Origin of the sequence: Paenibacillus sp. FSL L8-0663, from assembly GCF_038008125.1 — a bacterium.
Classification (GTDB): domain Bacteria; phylum Bacillota; class Bacilli; order Paenibacillales; family Paenibacillaceae; genus Paenibacillus; species Paenibacillus polymyxa_D.
In genome coordinates, this window is the sequence record NZ_JBBOYM010000001.1 from 4,989,392 (window position 1) to 5,009,483 (window position 20,092).

At 39.9% G+C, this 20,092-nt stretch carries 18 protein-coding genes; all 18 read right to left on the reverse strand.

Annotated features, from left to right (window positions below):
* Positions 1–37: 37 nt before the first annotated feature.
* Positions 38–748, reverse strand: coding sequence for a heptaprenylglyceryl phosphate synthase (locus MKY75_RS22145; RefSeq protein ID WP_165146365.1), 711 nt, complete (start codon positions 746–748; stop codon positions 38–40).
* 126 nt (positions 749–874) lie between these two features.
* The gene (locus tag MKY75_RS22150) at positions 875–1,747 is read right to left on the reverse strand and encodes a phosphatidylinositol-specific phospholipase C/glycerophosphodiester phosphodiesterase family protein (RefSeq protein WP_340886531.1); all 873 of its coding nucleotides are present in this window, start codon (positions 1,745–1,747) and stop codon (positions 875–877) included.
* 130 nt (positions 1,748–1,877) lie between these two features.
* Positions 1,878–3,278 (reverse strand): undecaprenyl-phosphate glucose phosphotransferase, encoded by a 1,401-nt coding sequence (locus MKY75_RS22155; protein WP_039271378.1) that lies wholly within the window; start codon positions 3,276–3,278, stop codon positions 1,878–1,880.
* Entirely contained in the window at positions 3,275–4,183 is a 909-nt protein-coding gene (locus tag MKY75_RS22160; protein ID WP_165146359.1) for a glycosyltransferase family 2 protein, read from the reverse strand. The genes MKY75_RS22155 and MKY75_RS22160 overlap by 4 nt, the downstream gene beginning before the upstream one ends.
* Positions 4,184–4,555: 372 nt before the next feature.
* On the reverse strand, positions 4,556–4,648 hold the full coding sequence (locus MKY75_RS25645; protein ID WP_219727884.1) for a putative holin-like toxin: 93 nt from the start codon (positions 4,646–4,648) through the stop codon (positions 4,556–4,558).
* A 527-nt stretch (positions 4,649–5,175) separates the two neighbouring features.
* Positions 5,176–5,577, reverse strand: a complete 402-nt coding sequence (locus MKY75_RS22165) for a GtrA family protein (RefSeq protein ID WP_165146356.1) — start codon at positions 5,575–5,577, stop codon at positions 5,176–5,178.
* A complete protein-coding gene (locus tag MKY75_RS22170; RefSeq protein ID WP_107733880.1) occupies positions 5,574–6,563 on the reverse strand; it encodes a glycosyltransferase family 2 protein in 990 nt (329 codons plus the stop codon). The genes MKY75_RS22165 and MKY75_RS22170 overlap by 4 nt, the downstream gene beginning before the upstream one ends.
* 436 nt (positions 6,564–6,999) lie before the next feature.
* The gene (locus MKY75_RS22175) at positions 7,000–7,938 is read right to left on the reverse strand and encodes a glycosyltransferase family 2 protein (protein WP_181323668.1); all 939 of its coding nucleotides are present in this window, start codon (positions 7,936–7,938) and stop codon (positions 7,000–7,002) included.
* Positions 7,939–8,080: 142 nt separating this feature from the next.
* Complete coding sequence (rfbD, locus tag MKY75_RS22180) at positions 8,081–8,959, reverse strand: dTDP-4-dehydrorhamnose reductase (RefSeq protein ID WP_107733878.1); 879 nt, start codon at positions 8,957–8,959, stop codon at positions 8,081–8,083.
* A 1-nt stretch (position 8,960) separates the two neighbouring features.
* Positions 8,961–9,980 (reverse strand): dTDP-glucose 4,6-dehydratase, encoded by a 1,020-nt coding sequence (gene rfbB, locus MKY75_RS22185; protein ID WP_107733877.1) that lies wholly within the window; start codon positions 9,978–9,980, stop codon positions 8,961–8,963.
* A gap of 80 nt (positions 9,981–10,060) precedes the next feature.
* A complete protein-coding gene (rfbC, locus tag MKY75_RS22190) occupies positions 10,061–10,609 on the reverse strand; it encodes a dTDP-4-dehydrorhamnose 3,5-epimerase (RefSeq protein WP_107733876.1) in 549 nt (182 codons plus the stop codon).
* A gap of 23 nt (positions 10,610–10,632) precedes the next feature.
* Positions 10,633–11,376 carry a sugar phosphate nucleotidyltransferase gene (locus tag MKY75_RS22195; protein WP_107733875.1) on the reverse strand — a complete coding sequence of 248 codons (744 nt, stop codon included), beginning with the start codon at positions 11,374–11,376 and terminating at the stop codon, positions 10,633–10,635.
* 33 nt (positions 11,377–11,409) lie between these two features.
* Positions 11,410–12,333 carry an NAD-dependent epimerase/dehydratase family protein gene (locus tag MKY75_RS22200; protein ID WP_165146353.1) on the reverse strand — a complete coding sequence of 308 codons (924 nt, stop codon included), beginning with the start codon at positions 12,331–12,333 and terminating at the stop codon, positions 11,410–11,412.
* Positions 12,330–15,599 carry a glycosyltransferase gene (locus MKY75_RS22205; RefSeq protein WP_165146350.1) on the reverse strand — a complete coding sequence of 1,090 codons (3,270 nt, stop codon included), beginning with the start codon at positions 15,597–15,599 and terminating at the stop codon, positions 12,330–12,332. Before MKY75_RS22205 ends, MKY75_RS22200 begins: the two co-directional genes overlap by 4 nt.
* Before the next feature lie 36 nt (positions 15,600–15,635).
* Positions 15,636–17,357, reverse strand: coding sequence for a glycosyltransferase family 2 protein (locus MKY75_RS22210; RefSeq protein ID WP_165146347.1), 1,722 nt, complete (start codon positions 17,355–17,357; stop codon positions 15,636–15,638).
* 9 nt (positions 17,358–17,366) lie between these two features.
* A complete protein-coding gene (locus MKY75_RS22215; protein ID WP_165146344.1) occupies positions 17,367–18,005 on the reverse strand; it encodes a hypothetical protein in 639 nt (212 codons plus the stop codon).
* 42 nt (positions 18,006–18,047) lie between these two features.
* Positions 18,048–19,262, reverse strand: a complete 1,215-nt coding sequence (locus MKY75_RS22220; RefSeq protein ID WP_107733870.1) for an ABC transporter ATP-binding protein — start codon at positions 19,260–19,262, stop codon at positions 18,048–18,050.
* A 15-nt stretch (positions 19,263–19,277) separates the two neighbouring features.
* A complete protein-coding gene (locus MKY75_RS22225) occupies positions 19,278–20,078 on the reverse strand; it encodes an ABC transporter permease (protein WP_107733869.1) in 801 nt (266 codons plus the stop codon).
* Between the last annotated feature and the right edge of the window lie 14 nt (positions 20,079–20,092).

Sequence of the window (20,092 nt, forward strand, 5' to 3'; positions counted from 1 at the left end):
GCATGCTCCTTTCCCTGAGCTTCCATAAAATCACGTTCTATACTTCCAATTTCACAGCTACCGTCTCCAGCGCTTTCGCCAAGTCACGATAAATGATGTTTCCTACTACAATGGTGTCACAAACGGCAGCCGCTTGTAACGCGGTAGATTTATCCACGATTCCTCCCCCGTATAGGACACGAGAGCGCTCTGTACTGCGATGTATTTTTTGCACCAGCTCCATATCCCCAAAAGCACCGCTATATTCCACATATACAATCGGCAGATGCATAAGCTTGTCAGCAATCTGTGCATATGAGGCGGCAGCAGAAGCACTCAGCGAAGTTTCCGCACCAGTAAGCTTAGCGACGGTAGAATCACCGTTCAAAACAATATATCCTTCCGTCACAAGCAAATCCCAAGGGATCATATAACCAAACTGTTCAATCGCACGTTGGTGCTGTCCTAGAATCCAATTACTGTCAGCGGTATTCAGTACCATAGGAATCATATATAGATCAAACCCTGGTACTACAGCTTCCAGATCGGACACCTCAAGCACACACGGCACCTCATAACGTCGAACCCTCGACAGCAAATCCACCGTATTTTCGTAGGTAATACCTGATGAACCTCCTACCATAATCGCATCCGTACCAGACATACACACGGCGTCAAGTGCCTCATCATCCAGTTCCTTTTCAGGATCAAGCTTAAACACATGCCTCCATGATTGAATTGAATCTGCCAACACACATTCCTCCAGCATCCATTGCTTTTGTCATGATCCAGTCGAACCGAATTCCAATATCCAAAAGCGTTCTATGCTAAGTCTATGACAGTGCTTAAAAGGTGTCAATGTTCGTATCAAATGGGAACACCCCGTTCAGACAGCCTAGGGGCGTAGCGCATACAACCAACTACGTTTACTAAGTTCTTTTTCCGTTAAAATATCTGTATAGAAACCTTGCACACCCATCTGTTCATACTCAGCCGCATCCTTCAACTCATTAATGGTATTTACGTAGCATACCGCTCCGGCCTGACGCAAACTTTCCACTAGAGCACCACTCACCCGATTCTCTGGTAAAGTTACTGCCGTTATATCATTTTGTTGTACAAATCGAATGATCTGGTCATCTTTATCCTCTGTGGCGTAGAGCGTATAAATAACGGATGGATAGGGATAAATACTCCGCAATGTTTGCAGCATTTCTTCATTATAAATTTGGGGAACAATACGAGACAAAAGCTCGGGGTTTTTCTCCTGTGCCTGACGGGTCAGTTGTGCAAACAACTGTTTGATCTGGGCAGAGTCCTGTTCTTTCGTATCGGTCACAATATAAGCATCCGGGTATGTTTCCAATAAATCCAATACATCCTTCCAATCTACTGGGGTATAGGAACCGTGTATGGGGGTGTTCTTAAATTGATGATAGCTCCAAGGTTCTCCTCCCTGTTCTGTAGCAACTGCGTGTTCCTGTTGCATTTGCTCTGTAAAAGATTCTGTCCATTCATGGCGCGCCACCAAATGTCCATCCGAAGTAAACATCAGGTCGACCTCGAATACGCGGCTGCCTTTTTTATAATTTTCCACAAACGCTTCACGCGCATTGGTATAGACCAAACCATTAACGGCTCCCATGGCATGCGAAATGACGTGGTGCGTGGTAAAGCCAGTATGTTCTTCTGTAGATTGTCCTTTGTATGCCAGTAAAAACGTGCTGATTAACATTAAAAGAATGACCGCAGCAATTAGTCGTTTCATAGGGTGTCACATCCTTTTCGTACAGGTCAATACCCCACATACGCATACTCAAAACAACTACCAGACGCATACTCAAAACAACTACCAGACGCAAAAACACCCTTCGGCTCAGCCGAAGGGTGACTCTGGATTAATACGCGTTCTTGAAACCATTGCGAATCGTACGAAAAATAATTTTAATATCGAATAAGAGCGACCAGTTCTCTATATAGAAGATGTCATGCTTAATCCGCTCCTCAATAGATGTATCTCCACGCAATCCGTTGCTCTGTGCCCAGCCTGTGATCCCGGGACGAACATGATGCTTCACCATGTATTTTGGAATTTCCTCACGGAACTGATCCACATAATAGGGTCGTTCTGGGCGTGGACCAACGACACTCATATCGCCGAGCAGAACGTTGAAAAATTGCGGCAACTCGTCGAGACTCGTTTTACGAATAAAAGTACCAAAACGTGTGCGTCTTGGGTCATTAGCAGTCGTCCAGCCCGTATCTTCAGTTCCAGGAGGTAACACCTTCATCGAACGAAATTTGTACATTCGGAAGGTGCGACGATTCAAGCCTACCCGCTCCTGCTTAAAAATGATTGGCCCTCTGGATGTAATCATCACACCAATCGCTACTGCTAGCATGATCGGAGAGGTCAGGAGAATCGCGAATAAAGAGAATAAAATATCGAATAGGCGCTTAAACAATCGATTCCCCGCTACATCCAGTGGAATATCCCGCACATTGATCATCGGCATACCTGCAAAGTTATCAAAGTACGGGCGAGCCGGCAAATAATCGAAAAAGTCGGGGATTATAAGCGTGCGCACTCCAGCCTTTTCACACATGTTGATAATCTTGGGGTACTTATCATGAGCATCCAGCGGCAGCGCCAGAATGACCTCGTCAATCATCAGACGCGACAGCGTAGCCTCCAATTGATCTAAGCCTCCAAGAATCGGGCGGAAATGCGCCTCTTCCTCTTCACTCCAATGCCGCTTATCATCCAGAAAACCCACTACCTCGTATCCCAGATCAGGATACTGTCCAAGGTTATGATAAAATCGCTGGCCTAGAGTACCCGCCCCAAGAATAAGCATAAATTGTTTGTTGTACCCTTTTTGACGGAGAGCTTTAAGAACTTGCTTCAAGAAAAATCGATAAAACAAAATAAGCAGCACGTTTCCAACCATATAGATTGCCAGATAGGACCGCGAGATGTCGATTTGTTTCACGAAGAACATCACACTCAACAGCACGAACAGTCCAACGATATGAATCTGGGTGACGCGAAATACATCATCTGCAAATCGTTTTTTGCGTTTGGGCGAATAGAGCGAAAACAACATCCCCAGCACTACGGCAATCAGGCCGTAGATTAAGCTCCAGCCTCCATATACTTGAATAGGAAGCGGTTCTGTATAGGTGATCCATTCACTTTCAAATTTGAAAAACCAAGCGATCAGAAAGGACAACTGAATGACCGCGAAATCCGCCACAATATATAATTGGGTTAAAAAACGCTGATTTCTGCGTATCATGCTTTCACCTCAGTATGAGATTGTTCCCCGCCGTCCGGCTTGACCGGTGCGGACAACTTATTTTTTAGGAAAGCCATTCCAAATTTCACGGCAATCCCCGCATATACAGCCATATTGGTGATCCAACTGTATTGCTGTTTATAATGCTTACGATGAAATACCCACATAGCTCTATGAAACTCATAAATAATTTTCAAAGGACGACGGCGAGCGCTGCCCCCTTTGATATGAATAATATATGTGCGCGGGTAGTAGTAAATGCCCCACCCGGCTTGCTTAATCCGGTAACACCAGTCAATGTCCTCACCATACATAAAAAAGGTTTCATCCAAGCCACCGACCTGGTCAATCGTTTCTCGGCGCACCAGCATAAAAGCACCTACCAGTACATCTACTGGATACTCATCATCCGGGCTTAGATGCCCAAGCTGATATTGATTGTACTTCGGGTTATCCGGGTAACGCTTCGACCAGCCAAAAGCATAGTAAAAAGAAGCTGATGGCGTTGGAAAACCACGCTTACAAGCCTTGTCTAATGATCCATCCGGCAGGATGACCTTACAGCCCGATGCCCCCATCTCCGGATGCGTATCCATAAACTGGATCATTGTATCCAGCGTGTCCGGTTGCACCAACGTATCGGAGTTCAATAACAATACATAACGCCCGCTGGCTACTTCCATCCCCTGGTTGTTCGCCTTGGCAAAACCTGTATTATCCTTATTGGCTATCAACATAATCTCCGGGTATGCAGCACGAATAGCCTCAACAGATCCGTCACTGGAGTGATTATCAATAACAATCACTTCATATCGGTATTGCGTCTCGGACGCATACACCGACTGCAAACAATCCAGCGTCAATTGACACGTATTATAGTTGACGACCAGTATGCTTACATCCATATTTAAAACGCTCCTGACAAATTCAGTAATCTATTCTACTATCGCCTATTATAGCATACCGCGCAGACCACGGGGCGCAAAAAAGCACATAACTTGTAACCTTACATAGTTTAGAAGGATTATGCAAAATTCGATTCCTGTCACTCCAAAGCGCAAATATAGACAAACGAAATCATTTCGATCTATATATTGTTCATTGGAAGTCGTTTATTAGATTTTTGTAAAATCCTCGGTTGAGGTCTAAAATTCATCGTGGTAAGATATACATGGAAAAAGGGCTGGTGCCAGCCAGCCCCTGCGCAACCAACGCTCCAAGAGCGGACGGTTTTGGAACAATCAGGCCGAAAATAGACCCTTCCTTGCGGGGGCGGTCTATTTTCGTTTGTTAAACTCTAACAGTGTGACGATTAACGCCCCGAACGTCAGCATTAAACTGAGCGCCTCAAACACTGTCACAGGCTTCACCCCCCTCCTCGGGAGAGTTAGCCGACCGCCCTTGTCAGCTCTATCAGTTGCACGTTTCAATTATACTATATATTTCCAAAAAGGAACACGCATTCGATGGTATTTTAATAAAATAGTTATGTCTAATAAAAGAGTATAAGCTTGAACAATTATCAAAATGAAGCTTTAATCCCCACTCAATTAACAAAAAACCACCGATGAATTACGATTTTCCATAAATATTGAACTTCAGAACTTATTTATTATTATGCAGAAAATATTACTTATGTTTCCAATGTAGATTGTAGTAGTATGACATATGGAGTATGTTAAGAGCAAAGAAAAGCCCATGCTGATTCTGCGTAAAATGATAATATACACCATTACGCAATAAACCATCATGAGCCACCAGCATTATAATTTAACGTAGTTAATTAGAAAGCCATCCGCAGAAAGAGCACTTGCCATACTTATATGGAATTGATTCATCTTAATTGTATTCAGAAAACCCTGTAATTAATTAGAAAATCGTGATAATTTCTAATAATTTAGTCACTTGTTCTTTTCATAAATACCAAGTATTTGCTTGCCAAGTAATTCACTGCTATAACTATAAAGTTAACAATAATTTTTGCTAGAAAATCATCCATCCTTACATTTTGGATAAGCACAATCATTAAAATGAAGTCCAGGCAAAGAGATGACAATCTGATAAGGAAGAATAAAGAGAACTCTTTAGGTAACGAAGTTAATTGAGAGTTATTTTTTTTAAATACATATAGCTTGTTCGTTACAAAAGCAAATATTATAGATATCAACCAAGCTACTGTAATAGAAAGCTTATAATCTGCACCTAATACTTTTGTAAAGAGGGCATAAATAATCAAATTTATAATAGTTGTAAGAATTCCAAAAACAACGTAATTTACAAGCTCCTTACCTAATTTCATAACCGACCCCGAGAGAATCTGTTTTCCATATAATTTTGTTCCGATATAGCACCCTTACCATTTCTATACTCTTTGACAAAATACAGTGGCCTACTTTTGGTTTCATTAAATACTCTGCCTAGATATTCCCCAATAATACCGAGAGACAACAATTGTATTCCTCCAAGAAATAAAATTACTGTCATAAGTGAAGCATAACCAGCAACAGAACCTCCAAAAATAAGAGTCCTAGTTATGATAAAAATCATGTAGAAAAATGCTCCTATCGAAATAAATACCCCCAGCATTGCAGAGAATCTTAAGGGTGCCGTTGTGAAAGAAGTAATTCCTTCAATAGCCAGATCTAAAAGCTTATAATAATTCCATTTTGTTTCTCCCGCCGCACGAGAGTCACGATTGAATAAAATCTCCTTCTTGTTAAATCCAATCCAACTAAACATACCTTTTGTATACCTTTGTGTTTCTCTCAACTGTTTTAATGCCTCGATACAACGCCTGTCGAGTAATCGGAAATCCCCTGTGTTTTCTTGGATAGGAATTCTACTCATTCTTTGAAGCAATTTATAAAAGCTGGATGCTGTCCATTTTTTAAACCAGGTTTCCCCCGCTCTGGTTGCCCGCTTCGCATATACATCATCATAGCCCTGCTCCCAGTATTTAATCATCTCAACAATTAATTCAGGAGGGTCCTGAAGATCTGCATCGATAATCACCACAGCATCCCCTACGGAAAAATCTAATCCAGCAATCATCGCAACCTCCTTTCCGAAGTTACGTGATAGGTCCACTAATGAAATTCTTCTATCCTTCTTACCTAAATTTTTAAGAATTTCAACCGTGTTATCCTTACTCCCATCATTTACGAATAATAATTCAAAATTATAACCAGAAATAGAATCAATTACTTTAGTTAAGCGAGAATAAAGTTGGTAAATAACTTCTTCTTCATTATATGCAGGTATAAGAACTGTTATAGTTTTAAACATAGAAGCCCCTTCTTTATAGCATATTTATTAAAATTTAAAACTTTTTTTGTAATTATAAAAACTTTCGACGCAAAAAAAGCCAACTGATTATTAATCTGAGTAATATCTCTATTATTTGAATATTCCTTCTTATTAACCTAAATTACCACTTTTTTGTATAAAAAATATCTACATCAAATACTTGGGGTCCATAGAAGTATTAAAGCGAGTCCTTTAAGAGATTTTTGTGAATCTACTCCTATAGAGGAAACACTTTAGAATCGTTGGTTTTTCCAGGATGAATTGCTATTCTATCCGGTATTAACCTAACTTCAACATTAGGCAATCCAGAATAAGTTTTTAAAATTAGCTCTACAAAACGCTCAGAAATGGTGAACTTGTATTACCAACTAGATTAACTATTTAAAATCCCATTTAAAAATAAGCATCAATCATTTTATAATCTACCTATTATAAAAACAAACTTGTAAATCAAATTGTCTATTACAGACTGCCTATAAAATGGTGCACTAAAAATATATATAGCACGCTTAATTATATTTTTGTTTTGAAAACTAATAAACCTAGAAATTTCCTGTTGTTTTTGATCATCAAGTCTCTGTTGAAACGTTTGCGCAAACTCTATAGCCTGTTTACTTAAAATATAATGGTTTTTTCCGTTTATAAATCTATTCCACCTCTTGCTCCACTTGCTTTTCCAGCCATCAGCTGCTCCTCCCAGAACATTATTGTGGTGTTGACGATAGAGAATGCTTGGCTGTGGATCGAACACGACCTTTCCAAAAGATGAAACACACAGATATATCCACCAATCGTGCATGATAACATTTTTTACATTTAACGGAATATTATTCTTCACCAATTCCATTGTGGTTTTATTGAATACCATTGTACAACCGACACATACGTTCTCAATTAATGCATTGTAATGAGATAAGGGTCTTCGCGGAGCTACAGGCCATTTTTTCATGGGAGTTAGCCACTGATCCACCATTTGAGTTGCAGAACAGTACATTAAAGGAACGTTATTAGCAAATTTATTCAGAGAGGATACCGCAGTTATTAACTTATCCTTATTCCAAACATCATCTTGATCACAGAATGCATAAACATCAAACTCATTGGAGGACATTAGCACGAGATCAAAAAAACTTTGCACAACCCCTCTATTCTCACCCTTAAATATAACAATTTGTTGTGGATATAGTTTTTTAAGATGCTCTAGTTTTTCCAAAGTATTATCGGTTGAACCATCATCACGAATCAATATTTGAACCGACACGCCTTCTTGCCTAATCAAACTTAAAATTTGCTCGTCAATATACTGTTCTCCATTATAAGTAGATAATAGGATCTGAACTCTGAAAGTTAGCAGATGATCCCCCCCTTATAAAACACTCTCGTGCTCTTACTAAATGAAGATATATCCTGACTACTATACTATAGACTGTCCTTCTTACTAAGCACAAGAAAAAATCCCCCCAAACTCTAGCTTACAGGGGGATCTTTCTAACATTCTAATTATCATTTCGAAAATCAGCTAGTTCTTTTATAAAACAATGTAAACCTTCCCGCCAATGACGAAGATTGTTCAAACCGTTGGTACGAATTGCAATATGCTCCATGACCGAATTTTTTGGGCGCGCTGCCGGTCTTGGAAACTGATCAGTCGAGCATGGCTCAAGTATGGCAATTATCGTAGCATCCAATATGTCTACCGCTTCTTCAAAAATAGCTTTTGTAAACTCGTACCAGGTGCAAGAACCGCTATTGGATGCATGATATACGCCATACTTTTCCGTTTGAATTAATTCTGCCAAAAAACGTGCCAAATCCACCGTATAAGTAGGCGAGCCTTTCTGGTCGTTCACAACCTGAAGATGCGGCTTTTCCTGCCCAAGCTTTAGCATTGTTTTTACAAAATTGTTCCCATACAGCCCATACACCCATGACGTCCGAACAATAAAGTACCTTGAGGAAAGCGTCTGGGTTAACACCTCTCCCGCCCGTTTGGACTTTCCATAGATACTCTGCGGATTCGTATTGTCATATTCGTGATAAGGCTGCTCGGCTGTCCCATCAAATACATAATCTGTACTGATATAAACCAGTTTAGCTCCTGCTTTTTCTGCAGCCAGTACCATATTACGTGTTCCTGCCGCATTTACTTGATAAGCTGTATCAAGATCAGTCTCCGCCGCATCCACCGCTGTATACGCTGCACAGTGGATTACCGCTTCTGGCTGATATTGTCCTACTATCTTTATCGCCTGGTCCAGATCCGTAATATCCAGCTGTTCCCGATCATAGCCAACAACATCATGTCCCTGCTCTTGGAAGACCTTTACCACATCCTTACCGAGTTGGCCGGATGCTCCAGTAACCAATATTCTCATTTTACACATCACCTAAGCGGGAACCATACTGCTTAGCATAATATTGCTGATATTCGCCAGATTGAATGCGAGTCCACCACTCCTCGTTGTCCAAGTACCAGCGAATCGTTTCTTTAATGCCAGTCTCAAAAGAGTGCTTGGGCTTCCAGCCCAGCTCGTTCATGGTTTTGGTCGGATCAATACCGTAACGGCGGTCATGACCCGGACGATCCTGCACATAAGAGATTAGAGATTCTGGCTTGCCTAGCTCCTCCAATACCGTTTTGACGATATGCACATTCGTCCGCTCGTTATTTCCCCCGATATTATACACTTCACCCAGCTGGCCCTGATGAATGACCAGATCAATTGCACTACAGTGATCCTCTACATACAACCAATCGCGAATGTTCAAGCCATCCCCATACACAGGAAGCTGTTGGTCGCTCAATGCACGTGAGATCATTAACGGAATCAGTTTTTCTGGGAATTGATATGGACCGTAATTATTAGAACAACGTGTGATATTCACTGGCAAACCGAAGGTTTCATGATATGCACGAACTAACAGGTCACCGCCTGCCTTGGAAGCAGAATAGGGACTATTAGGCTGCAACGGAGTTTCCTCTGTGAACAATCCGGTTTCACCCAGAGAGCCATACACCTCATCTGTCGATACCTGCACAAATTTGGTCACATTATATTTCTTGGCGACATCCAGTAACACCTGTGTGCCCAGTACGTTTGTTTTCACAAACACTTCCGGCTCCAAAATACTCCGATCCACATGCGACTCTGCCGCAAAATTCACCACCACATCTATTCCCTGCTGCATCAGCTGATCCATCGCTTGTGCATCAGTAATATCCGCTTTCACAAAGGTATGCTTGGGATGATCTTCGATCGATTTCAAATTCTCCAAGTTGCCTGCATAAGTGAGGGCATCCACATTCACAATTTCATAGTCTGGATGCTGCTTTAACATATACAATACAAAGTTACTGCCAATAAATCCGGCACCGCCGGTGACAAGAAGTTTCATAAATACCTCCTCAAACGTGCTTCAATACATTTAACATGTTATTTTGAAACAGAACGACAAAACAGCCGCCTATTATCACTCTAATCAAAGTTAATGTCTGCATCCCTTAATGTCGGATGCTTCTGATCCTTCTCTGAAAGAATAGCATGAGAAGTTGGCCAATCAATCCCCAGCGCAGGGTCATTCCACAGAATTCCCCGATCATTTTCGGGTGAGTAATACTCGTCTACCTTATACAACACTTGAGTATTTGGAACGAGCGTACAGAACCCATGAGCAAATCCTTTAGGCACCAGTAACTGACGTCTATTATGCTCGCTTAAGATCACCCCGACCCATTGACCGAATGTTGGGGAACTTTTACGAATATCCACAATAACATCATAGATGGCTCCAGAAAGCACTCGGATAAGTTTGGTCTGGGCTTTAGGATGAAGCTGGTAATGCAGCCCTCGGATCACGCCAGCTTCTGCAGATAAGGACTGATTATCCTGAATAAAAGCATAGTTGATTCCATGCTGCTTCATGATTTGTTCATTGTAGCTTTCCATAAAAAAACCACGGTGATCACCATGGACCACGGGTTCAATAATTTTTGCACCTTCTAGTTTCAAAGGGATTACTTTCATTTCGTTCATATCCTCCCTTTATTCTAAATCTTTAGCTTTCCAAACTCTTCACCAAACACTATATCTTTGGCTAATTCATTAGCACGCGCAAGAGATGAATGAGTTCCCGCATCTGTCCACCATCCTTGGAGAACATCATATGTCAATGTTCCCTTAGCAATATATGCATTGTTGACGTCAGTGATCTCAAGTTCTCCACGAGCTGAAGGTTCAAGCGTTTTTACAATTTCAAACACGCTATGATCGAACATATAAATACCTGTTACAGCGTAGTTACTTTTTGGGTCTTTAGGTTTTTCTTCAATAGATACAATCCGTTCCCCTTCAAGCTCAGCTACTCCAAAACGGTGTGGATCTTGTACCTGCTGAAGAAGAATCTTCGCACCCGTGATTTGATTGCGGAAATTGTCCACAAATGGTGCAATGTCATCTTCAAATACATTATCACCCAAAATAACAACCATCTGATCATCACCTACAAATTGTTCAGCCAAATCAAGGGCTTGTGCGATCCCACCTGCCTCATCTTGAACTTTATAAGTGAATGTTACGCCCATTTCACGGCCACTACCAAGAAGGTTAACGACATCTCCCATATGCTCTTTACCTGTAACGATAAGTATATCGTGTATGTCAGCTTGCTTGAGCTTGGATACGGAATGGAAAATCATTGGATATTTCCCCACAGGTAACAGATGCTTATTCGTTACTTTGGTTAAGGGATAGAGGCGAGAGCCTGTACCTCCTGCAAGAATTATACCTTTCATCAAAAATCCTCCGATTTCTATTAGTTATATCGTTTATTTAACAGAAATATTCTGATAGTAGTTGATTGTCTCTTTCAAGCCTTGATATAAAGTGAATTGACTTGTCCAGCCAAGGATGAGCTGCGCCTGTTGATTGCTTAATGAGCTGTATTTAATATCGCCTATACGCTCCTGCATATAATAAGCGGAAACATCGATTCCCAGTATATTACGCATCATTTCAAACAATTCTTTCACCGAAATTTCTGTTTGTGTGCTGATATTAGTAATGCAATTTTCCCCTTTGGTAAGAGCCGCAATATTGGCGTTAACGATATCTTTGACATAAATGAAATCACGAGTTTGAGCACCATCACCGTGAATTTGAATCTCCTTGCCAGCAAGAAGGTTATCCAGGAAAATTGAGATCACACCGCCTTCTCCTTTAGGATCCTGCCGTTCGCCGTAAGCATTGCTGTAACGCAAAATCGTATATTTAAGACCATGAAGATTGGAGTACAACTGAATATAAAATTCAGGTGTTAACTTGGACAGTCCATAGGGTGACAGCGGAGAAAGCTTGGCACTCTCCTTTACAGGAAGTTCTTCTGGATAGCCATACACTGCTGCTGAAGAAGCATAGATAATTTTTTGTACTCCGGTTTTATAGCAACAATCCAAGATATTAATCGTCCCGCTAATATTGATCGATGCGTCCTGTGAAGGATCAACAACCGAATGCGACACACTAATCTGGGCAGCATGATGTATTAGAATCTGCGGCTTGAAGTTCTCAAACACTTCCAATAACTCTTCACTGCGAATATCCACATTATAAAAAATAGCCGAAGGATTAATATTTTCTTGCTTTCCAGTGGACAAATTATCAACAATGCATACTTCATGTTGTTCAGCAATCAATCTGTCAACAATATGAGAAGCGATAAATCCAGCTCCTCCGGTTACTAATATTCTCATACCTCTACCTTTCCAGTACTAAGATTTTTGTAATACAGTTCTTCCAATGTGTCAATGCTCGGCTCCCATCTCCATTCTTCTGCTGTCTTTCTACCATTCGCAGTCAGACGCTGTCTAAGCTCAGTATCTTCGATAAGCTTTTTAACAGCTTGCTTTGCGCCTTCAACATCCCCGATCTCCACGACCAGTGCGTTATAATTATCGACAATATACTCATCATAACCAGTTACATCTGCAACTACGCAAGTTCCTCCACAAGCCATCATTTCTAGAGGCGGACCAAAAAATCCTTCGACCCTACTCAGTTTAACGAGGATATCACAGCTGGAATAGATTTGATTCATCTGGCCCATTGGCACCTTTTCAAAGAATACATCGCATTTCCATTCTTTTTTCGGTTTCCCCGCTGAACTTACACACCACACTTCACAATCCAGATCATTAATAGCATTAAAGGCATCTTCCATCCCTTTAAATGGAATATCGATCGGTCCTTCAAGCAGTACCCTTACTTTATCGCCTTTTTTGGTAATTGGATCTGTTTGGAAAATAATATTCTCATCCAATCCATTAGGAACATAGGTAGAGTCGTGACCAAACTTTTCTTTCAACCATTTTTGAATCCATTTTGCTTCCGTCATATATTCATAATCGAATTTATATGAATCCCATGCCTTTTGACTTTCAAAAGACCCTGCAGGATAAAAGCGGCTCTCATCGGATTGAACAAAATATACTTTTCTCTTTGCAGGAATATCAGCAATGGTATAAGCAGTGCTCCAACCTGTTGCAACAAGAATATCCAAATTAGTCGGTGCTTCATCAATACCGATTATCTCAACTTTCTGGTTCGGAAACCAGTTGATCTCTCGATGAATATCCTCAGTAATAAGCAGCACATCATATCCACGATTTAACAAACGGTTTGCGTGCTGACACACTACTGCGATACCACCTGATATGCCGCATCCTGGAATAAGATAGGCAATCTTAGGCTTCATTACTACAATGTTTTTGTGCTCCTCCAGCATCAGATCAAACCAGTGATTATCGTCGTCTTTAAACGAAAGTTCCAGGTTGTTGCCATGTAATCTAAGATTAGTTAACATCAAAGGAATTGATTTGAACTTATATCCTTTATACGCCATTCTGAGCCATAATTCGTGGTCCTCGCGATAGCGCATATTTGTTTTTAGTCCACCTACGGCTCTGACAGCATCCAACCGCAACATTACGGTACTTTGGCAAGGGACACACATTTTGAGCAATTCATCATATCCGCAATCTGGACTTAATACTTCCTGCCCATTCTTAATATCAATCATGCGTGATCCGTCCACAAGAGCTCGCCAGCCTCCATAAACAACATCCGCTTTAAATTCATTAATATAATTCAACGAAATTTCCAGGCGATTTGGTTCTGCAATATCATCACTATCTTGAAAAGCCAGAAATTCTCCGCGCGCCTCACGAATGGCTTTGTTTCGTCCACGTACCGCGTTACCACTGTTGTTATAATATTTAAAAATGCGAACTTTCTCATGATCTTTATACTCATCTACGATTTTTAGCGTTTCATCCGGAGAACCATCGCAAACGATGATCAGTTCAAAGTTTTGATACGTTTGATTCAAAATCGAATCTATACTTTGTCGCAACACATCTGTTCGGTCATATACAGGAATGACTACACTGATGCGAGGAATATCTCCATTTACTTGTTGTTCCGCATATTTTTTCACAGGAGTAGGGGCAGGAAGGGACTGATTCCGATTAGCCAGTTTCTTGATCGCCAATTTTGGATTAGCTATGCCTTTTTTGACCCATCTTCTATATTTTTTGACTTTGGCAATCAATTTCCAGGAGCGAGAACTATAAATACTTTCCAGTTCCTTATCTTTTTCCCTTGTGAGTTCGAGCAAGTATCTTGTATTGTTTTCTTTTTGGTCCAGTTGGTTAAGAAATCTTTCTCTTTCAAATTCCAGCTGATTAAGAACCCCTTCTTTTTCAAATTCCAGATCTTGAATTTGAATGTCTTTACTGGTTGCCATCTGCGTCAAAGTAACAATTTCGCGATTCAAAGTTGCTTCCGTCTTTTCCAGTTCAGATTTTAATTGTGCCTGCTGCTTCACTGCTTCATCTCGATCTTGCATAAGTTTTGCTTGCTCAGCTTGCATCTCTGTCAGGCTTTCACTCAATCTGACTTCATTGGCCTCATTGACTTTTTTAACTTCCAGCAAATATTTTAAGTTCTTCTCTTTTTGTACAATCTCTTTTCCAGCAAAAGAATATCCTTCTATGAGATACTCCATAATTTGCGGATCGATCGTAACGATACTATCTCTTTTTTGCTCGCCAAGCTTGTATAGCTCAAAATACTGTTCCGCAATCGTTCTAATGTCATGGAATTGAACAGCAAGTTCCAAATTGGCTTCAATAATCTCACGCGTATAGAATTTTTGAATTAATTCAATAATTTGATCGGCATTGTACTTTTCACTGTTTATCCTTCCAGAAAAATTTTTCTGACGGAATTCATAATAAGTATCCGGTGTTACAATACCATCGCCGCCATTATAATCAAACACAAGCGGAAGTCTGCCGCAACTCATGGCTTCCAATATGCCTCGACCCAATGATACAACCACATCGGAATTCAAAATTTCCTCTTCTACATCCCACACATTGTTGTGTGATTGTCCAACAATGTTAAGTTTCATGTTTGCTTTGTTGGCTACTTCTTCCAAAACCTCTTTAACATATGAAGTATAACGGTTAGACAATAACAAAATGGTCTCGGGTTTTTCATGAGCCGGGGTCCTAGGATGGAACCGGGTTTGATCGATTCCATTACGGATAATGGATATTTGATCTTCATGAATGCTCCAGTTATGAATCAAATGTTGTTGTACCTCTTCACTAACAGCTACATACTTGACAATTGAGGGAATAAAGACTGGCTTCTCTTGCCATGGAATAATGCCATGCGATGTGAATACCATAGGTACAGAAGGATATTTATAATAAACGGAGATTGCTTCTGCACGATGCTGGGCATGTATAATGTCAACATCATCAGGTAAAGAAGCGATTTCGTCTGTGACAAGTACACCGATCTCGGTATATTTGTCTGCTAACTGACCAATACGAGTGGAATAAAGAAAGATTTCATGGTTTTGTCGCAAAAATTCTTTGACGAGACTATAAGTAAAGGTTTCCGTCCCCCCACTGTATTGTAAATCATGAAGAGTAAATAAAATTCTCATTTGACCAGGCGCTCCTATCAAAATAAAAGATTACATTCAAAGTCCTTCAGGTTTATATAAAAAATCAAGTGGATAATAATGATCCCTATCTTGCAAATAATCTTTATATTTCTCTAGCATAACTTCCCGTTCATTTTTAGGCCATGAATAGGAATGGGATTGTCGAGTATATAAAAGCTCATGATTCACTAGCTTAACGTGACCAGAAAGAAAATTGACGCGCAGGCAATAATCCACAATGGTCAAATCGGTAGTATAGGTTTCATCAAAATCCCCATAATATTTGTAGGCATCTTTTTTTAACAGGAACAATTCAGGACTGATTGCCGTAATATTTTGTGCGATTTTAAGTCGGCCGAAATAACCAAAAAAGCTAGAATTGATATTATGATATAGATTTATAATTCCTTTTTGGCTAACCGCAAGTCCATAACTGCTGATTTTATTTTTTTTGTTCAAAACTTTGGGAGCTATAACAGCTGACTCGGTTGAGACAGCTTCCGCTATTAAAATCTTGTACCAATTATCAGCCAAAGAGTGAATATCCGCATTTATAACGATGGCATGATCAGCATTACTTTTTTTTAACAAACCATTTAATGCTTCAGCAACATTTTTATCACTGCAGTCATACACTTTATAGTATGAAGACTGCTCGGCAATGCTGTATGCATCTTTATGAAATGGAGTAAAATTCATCATCACTACATCAAACGGTCGGTATTCGGAAGAGATATTAAGACTGGCATAGTACTCTTTTATAGACTGTGTACTTTCCCAATTGCCCAGGCAAAACAAAGCTGCTGTCTGTATCTCATTTAAAACTGGAGTTATATTAAAAGCGCCATGAAATGCGCCTTCATTCACTGTCAATGATTCGTTTCGGTTTGACACATAGTTCTGCAGGGCATTTTTTCCAGCCTGCAGGGCGTAAGACTTGGCTGAATAGCTGGCAGCTGTGGAATTTTCGCTAATTCGCCAATGATACAAAACCTTTGGGATATGATGGACACAGATTGCTCGTTCAGTCAATCTTAAAATAAAATCGTAGTCCTGGCTTCCATCGAATTGACTATTAAATAGTCCCGTGCTTTGAAGCAACGAAGTTTTAAAAACCAAAAAATGACAGATATAATTGTAGCTCAGCAATGTATCTGGAGACCAGTCTGGTTTTTTGTGAACACTGATATGTTTCCGTGTATTACCGATAATTTTATCTTCATCGGAATAAATGACGTCTGCACCGTGTCTGTTAATAGCGTCTACGCATTCATATAATGCGTCATGCGTCAACAAATCGTCATGATCAAGCAACCCAATATATTCTCCCGTTGCCAGTGCCAGTGCGCGATTTGTATTTTCAGAGATTCCATAATTAGTTTCCGAGCACGCATAGACTATTTTATCACTTTTGGATATAAAATGGTTTATTACTTTCTCGACATCGCCCTCTGTACTCCCGCCATTAAATAAGCACAATTCAAAATTGGAATAGGTCTGGTTCAGTACAGATTCAACCATCTGCTTCAAAAACAGGGGGTTTGTATTGTAAACAGGGACGACAATACTAATTTTGGGTTGGATGTCGAATATTCTGTTTTTCTGCTCTTCAAGCTGCTGTTCAGCCAACGGCACAAAAGGAGGCTCTGAAAAAGAAAGTTGAAACCATTTTTCATGAGCCTTGTTGATAAAGCTTTTTATGCCTTTATCGCGAACCAGGTGAATTGCACGCATGATTACTCGGAACTTATTAATCATAATTGTCCCCTACTTATTTTTTATGAATCGCAACAATTCAAACAGAATAATATTCAAAAAACTAAAGAAAAGACCGTTAATTATAATATCCTTAATAGTAAATTGGTTCTGGTAAATAAGTTTGCCTACCAGACTGCCTTCCTGGTGCTGCCCCGCAAATGACAGATGTCCGTCCGCCAGGCTGGTGTTGTCCTTCCAGAGGGTTACTGCCTGGGAAGGATCACTTGTATTAGAGCTTATCCTCAAAATATACATCTTGCCTTTTGAATTCTCAACAGGATCGAAGGACAACTCGCTATAGGCATTATCTTTGGCCTGAATGTTATTGAATTTTGCCTGTCTTATTAATTGGTTTGTATCTGCTTCATATAGAGATAACAGCGTTTCACTGTCATTTTGCCTGTTAAATGTAGAAAAAAACAGTTCGACTTTAGCAAGACCATCCTGTTTGGCAGAAAAGGACTGTTCAATTACTTTAGCATTTGTAATCTCTCCAAAGTTTGCATTCAGATTTGTGCCCAAATTGATCGTCTTGAGTTTATACACCTCCGGGGCAAAAAGATTGCTATTTTTGATAGCAGATACTGAAAATACAAAAGCAAACGTGACGATTATTACAATAATAAAGCGCAACATCTTTCTAATCATCATACACCACCCAAATTCACCAAATTATCCCAACAATGTATATCACTCTAGTATCTCCCATTCATGCTTACATCTAAAATATCCTTCCCCAACAGGCAATCCGCGCAGATTTTTCTTGGGCAATACTCTAAATTCGGACACATAGTCATTACGATCATAAGGATACATAGCCATTTCATCAGAGATATGAACGGAAATGAAATATCGTCCATCTAAAAAGTCATTATTCTCCACTTTGATTTTAAATACGGAATAAGGCTGGTCTAATTTCACATCATCACGAACAGTATTAAACAGAGTGACAATGTCGCCTTTCTCATTATAAACGATCAATCCCACACCGTATTTCAGGCCGGATTCTCTGAAACCGAGTTCAATTGTGAATACAATATCCTCTCCGGTAACCACTACGTTTTTATTAATTTGAATTTTTTTTACAAAAATCTTATTTTTAGCTTTACCGGCAAGCTCATCGGTAAGTTCTTCTGCATCAGTAGCCATTACAATTTCTTTTGCTTCTTTTTGTTCAATAAAATATTTATATTTTTCGCAAATTTCATCTGCCGGTCCCTCTTCTCTCAGTATGCCTTTTTCAATCCAGACTGCATGACTGCAAAAGTTACGGATTGCGCTTAGGCTATGACTCACAAACAGAATGGTAGCTCCGCTTTGCACCATTTCCTTCATTTTCTCATAACATTTCTCCTGAAAAAACATATCCCCAACAGCCAGCGCCTCGTCCACAATCAATATATCCGGCTCAACATTGATGGCTACTGCAAAAGCTAATCTGGCAAACATACCGCTTGAATAAGTTTTTACGGGCTGGTAAACAAAATCCCCAATATCAGCAAAATCGAGAATTTGCTGCAACTTCTCATCAATTTCATCCTTGCTCAGATTCATCATAGTTCCATTTAAATAAATATTTTCAATGCCAGTAAGCTCCTGGTTAAACCCTGCACCCAGTTCCAAAAGCGCGGATATTTTACCATGAACGCTCACTGTACCACTCGTTGGATTCAATAGACCGGTAATAATTTTCAGAATGGTGGATTTACCGGAACCATTTGTACCGAGTATTCCTACAATTTCCTTTTTTCTAACTTGAAATGAGACATTGTCAAGAGCAGCGTAATCGTTATGATATTTTTTTTTCATCGGATGCAATGCTTCTTTAAGCCGGTCAGCTGGCTTGGCATATAACTTGTATATTTTGCTGACATTTTTTACATCAATTACAACTTCAGCACTCATCTTAACACTCCATCCTTATAAAACGTCAGCAAAATGAGGTTTTAATTTTTTGTAGAACAATGCTCCAACCAGAAAAACAATAAAGGAAACACACCAGAAGTACAGCGTCATCTCGGGCTTTTGCCAGAACCAGACCTCACTCACCAGCGAGTCCCTGTATCCTTCAACAATGTAATACATAGGGTTCAGTTTCAATAAAGTTAAATATTTGGCCGGAAACAAAGAGGGTTGCCACAAAATAGGTGACAGCCATATTCCAAATTGCAAGATGATAGCCACGATTTGATTCAAATCCCGAAAAAAAATGACGCATGAAGCCGTAATGTAAGACAAACCCAGCAATAAAAAGCACAGCGCAAAAAGATAATAAAAAAGTTGCAACATATAAATTGTGGGCTCATAACCATGCAAGAAATACACATACAATAAAAAAGCCATAAAAAATACGTGTACAAACAGTGCCGAAATAATTTTGATGCTTGGCAAAATGCTGACTTTAAACACAACTTTTTTTACCAGATAACTGTATTCAATTAAGCTGTTGGTCGAGTTGCCAAGGGCTTCAGAAAAAAAGAACCATGGAATAAGACCACACATCAGCCATAAAATATATGGGATATTGTTGAGCGGAACTACACGGAATCCAATTTCGAAAATGAACCAATATACAATAATGGTCATCAAAGGCTGGGCAAAAGCCCACAAAATCCCAAGTTGAGAACTGGCATATTTAGCCCAAAAATCATTTTTAGCTAGTTTTAAAATAAGGCCTTTGGAATTATAAAATTCTTTAAAAAGAGTTAGAATCTTTATCACTTCTTTCGCATGAT